The sequence below is a fragment of the Pseudomonas sp. FBCC-B35 genome (assembly GCF_059133755.1).
In genome coordinates this window covers 179356-191473 of sequence record NZ_CP101439.1, presented here as the reverse complement: position 1 = coordinate 191473, position 12118 = coordinate 179356, and the positions used below count along the sequence as shown (strand labels likewise).

The 12118-nt window shown below is 61.4% G+C and carries 14 protein-coding genes; 5 read left to right on the top strand and 9 right to left on the bottom strand.

The features are described 5' to 3' along the window. The first annotated feature begins 32 nt into the window (after window positions 1-32). Window positions 33-515: a TIGR02444 family protein gene (locus NMB38_RS00775; RefSeq protein ID WP_027914163.1), complete on the top strand. Its 483-nt coding sequence runs from the start codon at window positions 33-35 to the stop codon at window positions 513-515. On the opposite strand, the gene NMB38_RS00770 is transcribed toward NMB38_RS00775, so the two are convergent. Next, window positions 491-1432, bottom strand: coding sequence for an AlgP family protein (locus NMB38_RS00770; protein WP_028688201.1), 942 nt, complete (start codon window positions 1430-1432; stop codon window positions 491-493). The genes NMB38_RS00775 and NMB38_RS00770 overlap by 25 nt on opposite strands. Before the next feature lie 259 nt (window positions 1433-1691). Here NMB38_RS00770 and NMB38_RS00765 point away from each other — a divergent pair, with 259 nt between their 5' ends. Continuing rightward, window positions 1692-2327 carry an FKBP-type peptidyl-prolyl cis-trans isomerase gene (locus tag NMB38_RS00765; protein WP_027914165.1) on the top strand — a complete coding sequence of 212 codons (636 nt, stop codon included), beginning with the start codon at window positions 1692-1694 and terminating at the stop codon, window positions 2325-2327. A gap of 7 nt (window positions 2328-2334) precedes the next feature. On the opposite strand, the gene NMB38_RS00760 is transcribed toward NMB38_RS00765, so the two are convergent. The 7 genes from NMB38_RS00760 to NMB38_RS00730 form a co-directional block, all read right to left on the bottom strand. Further along, window positions 2335-2805 carry an Rsd/AlgQ family anti-sigma factor gene (locus tag NMB38_RS00760; protein WP_028688202.1) on the bottom strand — a complete coding sequence of 157 codons (471 nt, stop codon included), beginning with the start codon at window positions 2803-2805 and terminating at the stop codon, window positions 2335-2337. Window positions 2806-3017: 212 nt separating this feature from the next. Next, a complete protein-coding gene (locus NMB38_RS00755) occupies window positions 3018-3539 on the bottom strand; it encodes a disulfide bond formation protein B (RefSeq protein WP_028688203.1) in 522 nt (173 codons plus the stop codon). 222 nt (window positions 3540-3761) lie between these two features. After that, window positions 3762-5000: a heme biosynthesis HemY N-terminal domain-containing protein gene (locus tag NMB38_RS00750; protein ID WP_059183470.1), complete on the bottom strand. Its 1239-nt coding sequence runs from the start codon at window positions 4998-5000 to the stop codon at window positions 3762-3764. Further along, the gene (locus NMB38_RS00745) at window positions 4997-6097 is read right to left on the bottom strand and encodes a uroporphyrinogen-III C-methyltransferase (protein ID WP_088523689.1); all 1101 of its coding nucleotides are present in this window, start codon (window positions 6095-6097) and stop codon (window positions 4997-4999) included. Before NMB38_RS00745 ends, NMB38_RS00750 begins: the two co-directional genes overlap by 4 nt. 30 nt (window positions 6098-6127) lie before the next feature. Continuing rightward, a complete protein-coding gene (locus NMB38_RS00740; RefSeq protein ID WP_027914169.1) occupies window positions 6128-6910 on the bottom strand; it encodes a uroporphyrinogen-III synthase in 783 nt (260 codons plus the stop codon). Further along, a complete protein-coding gene (gene hemC, locus NMB38_RS00735; protein ID WP_125922448.1) occupies window positions 6907-7848 on the bottom strand; it encodes a hydroxymethylbilane synthase in 942 nt (313 codons plus the stop codon). The genes NMB38_RS00740 and hemC overlap by 4 nt, the downstream gene beginning before the upstream one ends. Before the next feature lie 161 nt (window positions 7849-8009). Beyond that, window positions 8010-8753: a LytR/AlgR family response regulator transcription factor gene (locus NMB38_RS00730; RefSeq protein WP_027914171.1), complete on the bottom strand. Its 744-nt coding sequence runs from the start codon at window positions 8751-8753 to the stop codon at window positions 8010-8012. Between the two features lie 308 nt (window positions 8754-9061). Between NMB38_RS00730 and argH the strand changes: the two genes are divergently transcribed. Then, a complete protein-coding gene (gene argH, locus NMB38_RS00725; protein WP_027914172.1) occupies window positions 9062-10456 on the top strand; it encodes an argininosuccinate lyase in 1395 nt (464 codons plus the stop codon). Between the two features lie 111 nt (window positions 10457-10567). Here argH and NMB38_RS00720 read toward each other — a convergent pair whose 3' ends face one another. Next, complete coding sequence (locus tag NMB38_RS00720) at window positions 10568-11227, bottom strand: glutathione S-transferase (RefSeq protein ID WP_027914173.1); 660 nt, start codon at window positions 11225-11227, stop codon at window positions 10568-10570. 147 nt (window positions 11228-11374) lie between these two features. Between NMB38_RS00720 and NMB38_RS00715 the strand changes: the two genes are divergently transcribed. Then, the gene (locus tag NMB38_RS00715; RefSeq protein WP_023535746.1) at window positions 11375-11674 is read left to right on the top strand and encodes a hypothetical protein; all 300 of its coding nucleotides are present in this window, start codon (window positions 11375-11377) and stop codon (window positions 11672-11674) included. A gap of 69 nt (window positions 11675-11743) precedes the next feature. After that, on the top strand, window positions 11744-11989 hold the full coding sequence (locus NMB38_RS00710) for a TIGR02647 family protein (RefSeq protein ID WP_023535777.1): 246 nt from the start codon (window positions 11744-11746) through the stop codon (window positions 11987-11989). Window positions 11990-12118 lie beyond the last annotated feature (129 nt).

Sequence of the window (12118 nt, the reverse complement as noted above, 5' to 3'; positions counted from 1 at the left end):
CAGCTTCCTCGGCCCATAGCGCGAGTGGAACCATGCAATGCGACTTGTGGGATCACGCCTTGAGCCTGTACGCCAGGCCCGGTGTGGAAGCGGCTTGCCTCGACCTGCAACGGCAAGGGGGCGACGTGTGCCTGCTATTGTGCGCCACCTGGCTGCAGGCCAGGTCAATCGAGGTGCAGCAACAGCGCGTCGAGGCCTTGCAGGGCTGTGCAGGGCCCTGGCAACGGGATGTGGTCTCACCCTTGCGAAGCCTGCGCGAACAATGGCGAGAATCAGCGAAAGGCGACCCACCGTTGGCTGAGCTGCGAGAGCAACTCAAAAGACTGGAGCTTTCAGCTGAAAAAGCGCTGTTGGAACGCTTGCAAGCCTGTGCAGCACAGTGGCCCGCCGGCAGACCGGGACATACTGGCGACTGGCTGGCTTGGCTTGCACCGAGCCAGCTGCGAGATCACCGCGCACTTGAGCAGTTGCGCGCGGCGGCGCTGGCGCATCAGGCGTCGGTGGACGACGACTGAGCAGCTCCTACGTCGGATACAGGTGTGGCAGGGTTCACCGAGTTGCCGGACGCTGGGGCTTTGTCGTCGGCAGCCGTCGCCGGCTTGGCACTTGTGGATCGGCTGCTGGCAGTGCGAGTGGCCGTTCGGGTGGCGGTGCCACGGGTAGAGGGTTTCGCAGGTGCGGGCTTGCTTGCGGCTTTTGCACTCGCTGCCTTGGCTGCAGGCTTGGCTGACGTCGCCTTGGCAGCCTGGGTGCTGGATGCAGAAGATTCAGCCGCTGAAGCCTTGGCCGCTGTCGCTTTCGCAGGGGACTTGGCTGCGCCCGGCTTTGTGGCAGCCTTGGTTGCGGTAGGCTTCGAGGCCGATCTGGCAGCAGGTTTGGCTGCCACGGATTGTGCGTCAGCGGCCTTGGCTGCAGGCTTGGTAGCTGCGGTGCGCGCAGCCGGTTTGGCCTTGCCAGTGGCTGGGGTAGGCGATTTGGCGGCTGTGGTCTTGGTAGCAGGCTTGGTAGCAGCTGGGGCGGCAGCCTGGGCTGCACGTTGGTCGAGGGCCTTGGTGGCGGCTTCACGCACCTTGCCAACGCCCTGGGCCAGTTTCAGGCTGTCCTGAGCATCGCGCTTTAATTGCTGGATGTAGCCGCGGGTCTGGGTCTGGCGGTCCTTGAGCGAGTCGAGCAGCTCTTCGAGCTCGGCAACGGCCTTTTTGGCCTTGTTCTGCGACTTGGCTTTGCCCGCCGTTGCTGCGTCTTGCAACTTCAAGCGACCGTTATGCAGTTTTTCCTGGGCCTTGCCGCGCTGCTTTTCCAACTTGGCCAACAGCTTCTCTGCATCAGCCAGCGCTTGCGAGCAGGCCTCTTCCAAATGTTCAAGCAAGCTACCCGAAAGTTGCTGAAGCAGGTGTAACGGCGTGCTGACTGGCTTTTTCTTGGCCGACATGACTTACCTCCTGACTGATGAGAGTGCGACTCATACTATGCTTCCGCTGCGCAGGCCGCTAGGGCATCTTGACCGCAATATCCATACACTGTTGCATATCAACGTCTGAGCACATCTCGCACCGCAAGCACGGCAATTAACTACGCTTCGCCAGCGCTGACCTGTCGTTGATCAATGCACCGTGTGGTCCGGCACGCCGCGAGCCCGTACCGTCGTGAACACTGGCATACTTCGCCCCCCACCGCCGTAGGAATTGGTCATGCTTCGATCCATTGTTCTAGGTTTTTGCCTACTGCCGATGTTGGCCGTGGCCGACACCGATGATCAGGACCTTGCCTACAGCCTGGGTGCCAGTCTGGGTGAACGGCTGCGACAGGAAATGCCAGGGCTACAGCTCGATGCGCTCGTCGAAGGCTTGCGCCAGTCTTACCAGGAACAGCCCTTGAAGTTGAGCCAGGCCCGCATGCAGGCGCTGCTCGAACAGCACCAACCGCAGCAAGACGCTGCGCCCCAGGCGCCTGAAGCCGCAGAGATACGTTTCATGGCCAATGAGCGGGCCCGTGCTGGCGTTCATGAGTTGATGCAAGGTGTGCTGTACAGCGAGCTACAAGCAGGCAATGGACCGCAGCCCAAGGCGGGCGCCAAGGTGCTGGTCAATTACGTGGGACGGTTGCCCAGTGGAGAAGTGTTCGACCAAAGCCGTGAGCCGCAGTGGTTCAGCCTCGACTCGGTTATCGAGGGCTGGCAGATGGCGCTGCCGCAAATGCATGCGGGTGCAAAATGGCGACTGGTGATTCCGTCTGCACTGGCCTACGGCGCCGACGGCGCGGGTGATCTGATTGCACCCTACACGCCGCTGGTTTTTGAAATCCAATTGCTGCAAACCAAGGACTGAATGACCCTCAGACGGGCGCCAGGCCTTCTTCCTTGTGCGCGTTGTGCAGCACTTCGATCAGGCAATCTTCAAGCTCGAAGCGCTCATGCAACAAGCTGCCAAGCTTGCCAAGCTTCTCGGCGAAGCGTTCGGTGTCCTTGCATTCAGCCTTGACGCAGTGATCGTTGAACGCCAGTGCAATCTGGGTAATGTCATCAATGCGTGGGCTGATCTCGCCTGCAAGATCAAGGGCTCGGGTGTCTCCAAATGCCTTGGCCTCGCTGACCAGTTGTTCACAGATTTCGAAATGCCACGCCGAGACATAGTCCACCAGCAGCGCACAGAAGTCGCCGTTGGTGTCTTTGTCTGCAAAGGCCGGTTTGGCATCACGCAACGAACGATAGGCATGAACCAGTTGCTCGCGCTCGCTCAGCCAACGGTCGATCAGCGCGTTGACCCCGCCCCAGCGTTCCTGTGCATTCTGACAACTATCGAGCATGGCGATCTCTTCCCCTGTGGGTAGATGCCGCTGCTCCTCGCGTAGCGCTGCTAAGGCACGAGATTGAATTAGCAGAACAGCATCAAACCTTGGATTTTCGGTAGGCGTGCTCGGAGATTATTCCCACGCAAGCTGCCCTTCAAGGTACGCAGGGTAATAACTTCGTACAAGTGTTTAATACGCCGTCTTACCGCCATTGGTCGTGCTGCGGCTCAGCGTTGTTTGAGGTCATGGGTGAGCAGGGCATGCAGGCGACCTGCAAGTAGATGACCGAGCGCAAACGCAGCCAGGAGCACAAAGGCCATCAGGCTCCATTCGGGTAACGTCAAGTCCATGAAGCTCCAGGTCAGCGCATTGCAATCAGGGGCACCGGAAAATAGTTGCCGGGCAAGCTCGTTCCAGTACTGCCCAGCGTTGTGGTCGATGGCGACGGGGCAGACCAGGTCATCGGCCGCAACCCCCTGCAGCCAGACATGCCTTGCGGCTACTGCAGCGCCACCCAGTGCAAAGCCAAGCGCTAGCTGGGCATAGCGGCGTTGGCCTTCGAGTGCCGGCCCATGCAGCACTGCGCTTAGACACACCAGTACATACCCTGCCAGCAGCGCCCGTTGTGTCACACACAGTAGGCACGGCAAAAGCCCGAGCGCATCTTGCAGCTTGAATGCAGTGACCAGGGCAGTGAATGCCACTAGGCAGGTTGGGAAGAAGAAAGTACGCAGGCGGGCCGGCAGCATGGGCAGTGAGGGTCCCGGTATCGGTAGTCGTGGCTTGAAACGGTAGAGGAATCACATCCTTTGTTTCAAGGCACAACAGTCGAGACAATTCCCAGCGTTACCTAAGAAATATCCAACTGCTGTGTAAGACGCGCCTTAAGAAAATACGTCAGGATTTCTCTGGCCCGAGCCGAAAGATTACCTCCCCTTGAAGCCCGCGGCTTTGCGCGGGCCAAGGTCAGGTCAAGCGCGAACCGTCTCCGGCAACGGCAGCGCCAGCAGTCGCTCATCGAGCAAACCAAGCCCTTCCTGGAAGAGTTGGTTGCTGCGCTCCGTTTCGCCAAGGCCTGCGAGCAGACGTGCCAGCTCAGCGCAGGCCTCGGGGTTGCGCTCCATGCGCAAGCTGCTTTCCAGATAGTCACGGGCCTTGCCCCACAGCCGATTCTGCAAGCTGAGCCGACCCAGCGTCAGCAGCAGGCTGGCATCCTGAGGATGGTCCTTGAGCCAAGCTTCGGCGGTCTGCAGCTGCTGGGCAGGGTCTTCACCGCGCACCAGGCCGTACAGCCGAGCAAGGTGGCTTTCGTAGTTGCGCTTGAGCGCCGTGCGCAATACCTGCTCGGCCTCGCCCTGAGCGCCGAGCTGGCGTAGTTGCTCGGCATAGGCCAGGACCAGCTGCGGCTCCTGACGCTGGGCGGAGGTCAATTGCTGCCAGGCACGCTCCAGGGCTTGGCGGGCCGTTTGCGCATCCTCACCCCGGGTCTGTGCCAGGCTCAGGTTTTGCCCCCAGGCACGACGTTCGAGCGTGGCGAGCTCGGTGGCGGGCAATACCTTGTTCTTGCGCAGGTCCGGCATCAGGCGAATGAGTGCAGACCAGTCGCCGCGCTCAAGCTGCAAGCGTTGCAACAAACGCAGTACCTGAGTGTTCTGTGGATGGCGCTCCTGCATGGCCAGCAACGTCTCCAGCGCCCCGTCGTTGTCGCCACGGTCCATTTGCAGTTGGGCATGGGTCAAGGCCACCGCAAGCTCTGCCTGAGGTTGCCGCTCCAGCGCACGCTCCAACAGACCGTCGCTTTCCTCGACACGGCCCTGCTCGTTGGCGGCCTTGGCGGCGCCAAGGTAATACATCAGCGGTTGGCGTTCGGCTTCTGCAGCCCTGTGCAAATGACGCTGGGCGCTGGCCCAGCGCCCTTCTGCCAGATCCAGTTGGCCCTGTTCGATCGCAACGCGGTTGCGCCGGCTGCGGTTGCGCCGGGACCAAGGGTTGACCGCCCCGCCGGACGCCAGGAGCAGGCCGACCAGAAAACGCAACACCAACAGCACCAGGATGACGGCCAGCAGCCCCAACAGCGCGGCCCAAAGCCCCGACTGATAACGGAAGCTGCCATAGGAAATCATCACGTAGCCGCTGTGCTTGGCCACGGCCACGCCGAGGGCCGCCGCCACCACAATGGCCAGTACCGCCAACAGGTAGACACGCTTCATGGCTTGTCTCCCTTGTCCTCGCCAGGCAGATGCCGGCGCTGGATATAGGCCTGAACGGAGGCAAGGCTTTCACTGAGGTCAGGGGTTACGACCGAAACGGGTTGCTCGGCCAGTGCGTTCAGGCTGTCGAGCATGGCTTTGCTCTGCGGATTGTCGGCGTTGAAGTTGGCCAGCAGTACGCTGCGTGCATCATCCAATGCCTGGGCATAGACCTTCGCATCGCCGTTGAGCGCTGCCCATTGCGCCTGTTCCAGCGTAAGACTCAACGCCAGGCGCAGCTGATTGAGCTGCTGACCCGCGAGCAACGGTTTCACGTTCTCGTCGGCATTGAATTCAATCTGGAAATACTTGGATATTTCCGACCACCATTTGGACAGGCGACTGGCGCCATCGCCGTCACTGGTCAGCGCACCCATGGCATTGGCGTCATTGTCGAATTCCGGGGACTGGGCGCTCAGTTGCTGGACGAGCTCACGCTGGGCCGCCAACTCCAGGAACAGACCGGTGCGGTCAGGCTGCTGGGTATTGTTGAGCGTGGCGAGGCTGCGGGCCAGTTGCTCGCGCGCGGCGAAGGCGCCAGGGTCGCTTTGCTCGCGCAAAATCTCGTCGGCCCCTTCGACCAGCGCCTTGGCACTGGTGATGTCCTGCAAGGCCGACAGCCTCAAGGTCGCCAGGCGCAACAAGTGCTCGGCTTCGGCCAGGCGCCATTCCTTGCGGCTTTCACCCAGTACGGTCTCAAGCCGCTGACTCAGGCGTTGCTGATCGCCTTGGAGCTGCGCGACCAGACGACGACGGTCTTCAAGCTCACTGGCTGCCGGCAGACCGGCCAACTGTGCGCTGATTTTCTGTTCACGCTGCTGAAGCGCCTCGGCTCGCTGGTTCAGCGCCTCCAGGTGCTGGCCCTGGTCGAACTCGCTGCCTTGCAGTTGGTGCACTTGCCAGGCGCCCCAGCCGCCTACAGCGATGCCGGCAGCGCCCAACAACAGGGCCAGCGCGGCTAAGCCATTGCCGGAGCGCTTGGCGGGCACTGGGGTGACAGGCTCCGTCGGCGCCTGGGCCGACGTTTGATCCTTGTTGGACAAGACAGTCTCGCTCACGTATCCATCCTTTGCATGGGGGCGCGCCGCCTAGAGCTTGGCGCCTGGGTCGGCAGGTGCAGCGCTGCGCTGCACGGCTGCCAGCAAGGCCGCAGCGCTGGCGCCACGGCAATCCACAACGTGTTGGGCACCTGCGGCCCGGGCCTGTTCAGCGACCCGCGGGCTTGGTACGAACACCGGCAAGCGTGCCAGCTGCGGCCATTGGCTACCAGCCTGTTGCTGCAAGTGTTCGAAACCCTGTCCACTGCTGACCACCAGGCCATTAAGGCGTTCCGCTTCGATGCGATGCAACAGGTAGCCCGCAGGGTACGACGGCAGGTCGCGGCGATACAGTTCCAGATAATCGACGGTAGCACCTCGCTGAGCAAGACGCTCTGCCAACAGTTCGCGACCTCCGACACCCCGCACGATCAAGATGCGCGGCCCTGCGTTCGCCAGAACCTGTTGGAGCGCAGGCAATTCGAGCAAGGCTTCACTGTCGTCCCCGCATGCGGGGAAGCTGACATCAAGCTGTGCATCCTGCAGCACCGCAGCCGTAGCCGCGCCTACCGTGAACCAACCCTGCATCGGTACGGGCAGTTGCCGCTGCGCCGCTGCCGCCAGCAATAACCTGGCAGCCGGTTTACTGACCACGATGAACCCTTGGTAAGTAGACAGTCCCTTGAGCAACGCCAATTGCGGCGGCTGCAGCATGACAGGTTCGATCGCAAGCAAAGGCATGCAGCTGCTGGCTATGCCAGCTTGGCCCAGTGTGTGGGCAAGCGCTGCACACTCCTCAGCGGGTCGGGTCAACAGCAGGCGCCAAGGGCTCACGAATGCCCTGCCTCGCCGTAGACTTCCTTGAGAATGGCCTCAGCACCCTGATTGAGCAGATCTTCGGCCACCTGCACACCGAGTGCTTCAGCTTGCAGGCGAGGCGCCCGAGCCTGGGCGACCAACAGCGTACCGCCATCTGGATGCCCTACCAGGCCCCGAAGCCACAGCTGGTCTTGTTCAAGCACTGCATAACAGGCGATGGGCACCTGACAACCGCCGTTCAGGCGTTTGTTCAAGGCGCGTTCGGCTACCACACGATCGGCCGTATCGAGATGATGCAAAGGCGCGAGGAGCGCGTGGATCTCTGCATCGGCGCTGCGGCATTCGATGCCGACGGCGCCTTGCCCCCCGGCAGGAAGGCTGTCGTCGACGCTGATGCTGTCGGTGATTCGCGCTTCGAAGCCCAACCGGATGAGCCCGGCTGCCGCCAGGATGATGGCGTCGTAGTCACCCGCGTCGAGCTTGGCCAGGCGTGTATTGACGTTGCCGCGCAGAAAGCGGATTTGCAGGTCGGGACGGCGGGCCAGCAGTTGGGTCTGTCGACGCAGGCTGGAAGTTCCGACGATGCTGCCGGCAGGCAACGACTGAAGGCTGTCGAACCGGTTGGAAACGAACGCATCGCGCGGGTCTTCACGCTCGCAGATGCAATACAGGCCAAGGCCCTCGGGAAAGTCCATGGGGACGTCTTTCATCGAGTGCACGGCGATGTCGGCTTCGTGCTCGAGCAGAGCGGTTTCCAGTTCCTTGACGAACAGCCCTTTGCCGCCGATCTTGGCCAAAGGCGCATCGAGCAGCTTGTCGCCCCGGCTGACCATGGGCACCAGGGAAACTTTCAGGCCAGGGTGGGCCTGTTCCAGGCGCGCCTTGACGTATTCGGCCTGCCACAGGGCCAGGGCACTTTTACGAGTGGCAATACGGATTTCGCGAGTGGACATGTAACGCCCCGAACCAGAGAAATGCCGCCGATGATAGCAGCATCATCGGCGGCACTAGCAGATACGGATCAACAGCCTGGGCCAAAGCTGCCGATGACAGGCCCGGCGGTGCGCCCCTGTGCGACTGCCATGAGCGCTGGCACGTCCACGGCGTCAAGCGCTCAAAGGGTCTGCATCATCTTGCGCACGCCAGCTACATGACGCCGGCTCACGGTCAGGGCATCGCCGTCGAGCCCTCGAAGGTACAGTTGGAAATGCCCCAGAGGTGTACGTTGCAGGCGTTCGATCCGCTCCCGCGCAACCAGCGCATTGCGGTGGATACGCACAAAACGGTCGCCAAATTCATCCTCGAGTGCCTTGAGCGGCTCGTCGAGCAGCACTTCGCCCGTTTCATGGCGCAGGGTCACGTACTTGTGATCGGCGATGAAGTAGATGATCTGAGCGATAGGGATCAGCTCGATGCCCTTGCGGGTTCTGGCACTGATGTGGCTGCGGGGACCACCGCCCTCGTGGCCTGGACGAGTGAGCGCGGCCAGCTGGCTGCGGTTTGGCCGGTCGGCCTTGCGCAGAGCCTCACGAAGCGCCTGCCCGTGCACAGGCTTGGTCACATAGCTGAGGGGGGTTTCCTTGAAGGCATCTTCCCCGTACTCGTCATCACCGGTACAGAACACGAGCGCAGGCGGCGCCTCACGCTCGCACAGTCGGGCAGCGACCTGCAGACCATCGAGGCCAGGCATGCCGATATCCAACAGGACAATGTCGGGTTTCAAGCTTTCGATCAGCGCAAGGGCCTCTTCACCATTGGTGGCACTTGGCTCCAGCACGGTATAACCCTCGAGTTCACCGAACATTCGGCTTAGGCGCTCGCGGCCTTGGGGTTCGTCATCAACGATCAGGACATTCATAATTGCGCTGGATTCCTGAGTGAGTCTCGCACGGTTAAAAGCGTAGACAGCTGTGTGAAGCGACGCTGCGTGTCACGCTCTAGACCGGTGCGATAGCCAAAGATTCACTGTGGCTGGCAGATTAGCTGCCCGCCTCTGTCAAACTGTAGACGGTCCATGGAACACTGCCGTTCAATCGGTGAAATCTCCGTGGCCTACATCGCGCTACGCCTTTTCCACCCTCACACTCTGCAGGCGCCCTGCGGCACTGGGCCCAACCCTGTTATCATCACGGCAATTTTTCGTTCACGCCTGCAATGAGTGAAACCATGAGCACTGACAAGACCAATCAGTCCTGGGGCGGCCGCTTCAGTGAACCCGTAGACGCCTTCGTCGCCCGTTTCACGGCCTCGGTCGATTTCGACAAGCGCCTGTACCGCCACGACATCATGGGCTCCATCGCTCATGCCACCATGCTGGCGCAAGTCGGTGTGCTCAGCGATGCCGAGCGTGACACCATCATCGATGGGCTCAAGACCATCCAGGGCGAAATCGAGGCTGGTGCCTTCGACTGGCGCGTCGACCTGGAAGACGTGCACATGAACATCGAAGCGCGTCTGACCGACCGCATTGGTATCACCGGCAAGAAATTGCACACCGGCCGTAGCCGCAACGACCAGGTCGCAACCGACATTCGCCTGTGGCTGCGCGACGAAATCGACCTGATTCTGGCCGAAATCACCCGCCTGCAAAAAGGGCTGCTGGAACAGGCCGAACGCGAAGCCGAAACCATCATGCCTGGCTTCACACACCTGCAGACGGCCCAGCCCGTCACCTTCGGCCACCACCTGCTGGCCTGGTTCGAAATGCTCAGCCGCGATCATGAACGCCTGGTCGACTGCCGCAAGCGCACCAACCGCATGCCATTGGGCAGCGCTGCGCTGGCCGGCACCACCTACCCGATCGACCGTGAGCTGACCTGCAAGCTGCTGGGCTTCGAAGCCGTGGCAGGCAACTCCCTGGACGGCGTGTCGGACCGTGACTTCGCCATCGAATTCTGCGCCGCCGCCAGTGTGGCGATGATGCACCTCTCGCGCTTCTCCGAAGAACTGGTGCTGTGGACCAGTGCCCAGTTCCAGTTCATCGACCTGCCCGATCGATTCTGCACCGGCAGCTCGATCATGCCGCAGAAAAAGAACCCGGACGTGCCAGAGCTGGTGCGTGGCAAGAGCGGGCGCGTCTTCGGTGCGCTGACCGGACTGCTGACCCTGATGAAAGGCCAGCCGCTGGCCTACAACAAGGACAACCAGGAAGACAAGGAACCGCTGTTCGATGCCGCAGACACGCTGCGCGATTCGCTGCGTGCCTTCGCCGACATGATCCCGGCCATCAAACCCAAGCATGCCATCATGCGCGAGGCCGCCTTGCGCGGGTTCTCGACCGCAACGGACCTGGCCGACTACCTGGTGCGCCGTGGCCTGCCGTTCCGTGACTGCCACGAAATCGTGGGCCACGCGGTGAAGTACGGGGTCGATAGCGGCAAGGACCTGGCAGAGATGAGCCTGGAAGAGCTGCGTCAGTTCAGTGACCAGATCGAACAGGACGTATTCGCCGTTCTTACGCTGGAAGGCTCGGTAAATGCCCGTGATCACATCGGTGGTACGGCACCGGCACAGGTACGCGCAGCGGTGGCTCGCGGCAAGGCGTTGCTGGCTGCGCGCTAACGGCGCTGAGTGACGGGTTGAGAGCTAACCCTCCCTCGTCGCATGGGCAAAATACTGAGGTTGAAGGGGGCTTTGAAACAAGCCCCCATCTGGCCGGACTCGCCCGCTGTTTCAGCGCTTGTTGCGCATCATTTCAAGGAATGACGGCATTGCCGCTTCCTTGTCTGCCACGATTTTTGCCATGTGGGGGTTCTGCCCCATCTGCTCGAGCAGTGCCTTGGCCTGAGGGAAATCTTCAAGGAAGTCGATGTTGAGCACTTTCTTGCCTACGGCGCATGCCAGGTCGACCGAGAAGCAGAACATCAGGTCGGCCAGGGTCAATTGCTCGCCTGCCACGTAAGGCGCGAAACGCCCGTTGCGCTTGAGCGTGGCGAAACCTGCCAGAAGCTCGGTGCGTGCCTTTTCCTTGACCAATGGTTCCACGGGCATACCGAAGAAGGCTTCGGCATAGCAGGTGCGAGCAGGAAGCTCGATGTACAGCTCGATCTCCTTGACCAGTTCACGCACTTTCGCCTGCGCGTACGGGTCAGCGGGAAGCAGCGCCTTGCCGCCTTGGGTCTGCTCGATGTAGTCGAGGATCACCGTGGTTTCGCTGAGAAAGCCGTGCTCGGTCTGCAGTACCGGCACCTTGCCACGTGGGCTGACTTCCAGCACCTGAGGCGTCTGACCGCTGAAGAACAGGACTTCTTCGAAAGGCACGCCCTTTTCCAACAAGGCCAACTTGACCATGTTGTAGTAGTTGCTGACAGGGAATCCGTGGAGCTTGAGCATGGTTCGACAGCCTCCGGGCCGTATGGGGATGGCAGGGCTGTTATAGCCCGTTCGCCGTCGGCTGACCAGCGTCATGCACCCGGTCGATGACCAGGCATTGCCACCACGGACGTGGCAAACTGTAGCGCCCACCACAGGAGTAACCCCATGAGCGAGCCCACCGATATCGACAATGACGATGAAGCGTTTGCCGAAGCCACGCTGACGCAGGCCATCGAAAACCAGATCGAAAGCGGCGAGCCGGCTGCGGCGAAGGCTACGTTCAACAAGCTGACACTGGTCGGGTATGAGCGCGAGGATATCCTCAACCTGATGGCCCACGTATTGGCCTTCGAGATCGACAACATGCTGGCGCAGGATCGAGCCTTCGATAGCCAGTGGTATGAAAACGCCCTGCGCGCGCTGCCTGAACTGCCTCCTGAGATGGATCAAGGCGAGGACGAATAACACGGCTACACTCCAGATTCAGGCACCCCCCGCGGTGCCGCTATCCTCGTCTGGAAGTCAGGAGTCGCCATGTCCTTTTCACCCGAACTGATCGCTGAACTGGAAGTCCTCGCACTGTTCAACCTCGACAGCAGCCAGGAAGGCATCAAGATTCACAACACCGCATCCCCGACCCTCATCGCCGCCGCGCAGCGGCTGCACGAAAAAGGCCTGACCGATCAACCCGACGGTGGCTACCTGACCAGCCTGGGTCACGATGCGGTCGAAAGTGTTCAGTTGCTGCAGAATATTCTGAGGGCGCCCCAGCCGGCCTGACCTTGTGAGTGCGTGGGGCTGTGCTGCAGCCCCTGCCTTGCAGTGGCCTTGGAAGGCTCATTTACAAGCCATAAGCCCGCCACCTGGGCTGCGCTCGCCTCACCTGACCCTGTTCTCAAGACTTTTTAC

What these genes read in the sequence shown, in the direction of transcription:
- NMB38_RS00775 (WP_027914163.1), top strand. Translation starts at nt 33, where the DNA reads ATGCAATGCGACTTGTGGGATCACGCCTTGAGCCTGTACGCCAGGCCC.
- NMB38_RS00770 (WP_028688201.1), bottom strand. Translation starts at nt 1,432, where the DNA reads ATGTCGGCCAAGAAAAAGCCAGTCAGCACGCCGTTACACCTGCTTCAG.
- NMB38_RS00765 (WP_027914165.1), top strand. Translation starts at nt 1,692, where the DNA reads ATGCTTCGATCCATTGTTCTAGGTTTTTGCCTACTGCCGATGTTGGCC.
- NMB38_RS00760 (WP_028688202.1), bottom strand. Translation starts at nt 2,805, where the DNA reads ATGCTCGATAGTTGTCAGAATGCACAGGAACGCTGGGGCGGGGTCAAC.
- NMB38_RS00755 (WP_028688203.1), bottom strand. Translation starts at nt 3,539, where the DNA reads ATGCTGCCGGCCCGCCTGCGTACTTTCTTCTTCCCAACCTGCCTAGTG.
- NMB38_RS00750 (WP_059183470.1), bottom strand. Translation starts at nt 5,000, where the DNA reads ATGAAGCGTGTCTACCTGTTGGCGGTACTGGCCATTGTGGTGGCGGCG.
- hemC (WP_125922448.1), bottom strand. Translation starts at nt 7,848, where the DNA reads ATGTCCACTCGCGAAATCCGTATTGCCACTCGTAAAAGTGCCCTGGCC.
- NMB38_RS00730 (WP_027914171.1), bottom strand. Translation starts at nt 8,753, where the DNA reads ATGAATGTCCTGATCGTTGATGACGAACCCCAAGGCCGCGAGCGCCTA.
- argH (WP_027914172.1), top strand. Translation starts at nt 9,062, where the DNA reads ATGAGCACTGACAAGACCAATCAGTCCTGGGGCGGCCGCTTCAGTGAA.
- NMB38_RS00720 (WP_027914173.1), bottom strand. Translation starts at nt 11,227, where the DNA reads ATGCTCAAGCTCCACGGATTCCCTGTCAGCAACTACTACAACATGGTC.
- NMB38_RS00715 (WP_023535746.1), top strand. Translation starts at nt 11,375, where the DNA reads ATGAGCGAGCCCACCGATATCGACAATGACGATGAAGCGTTTGCCGAA.
- NMB38_RS00710 (WP_023535777.1), top strand. Translation starts at nt 11,744, where the DNA reads ATGTCCTTTTCACCCGAACTGATCGCTGAACTGGAAGTCCTCGCACTG.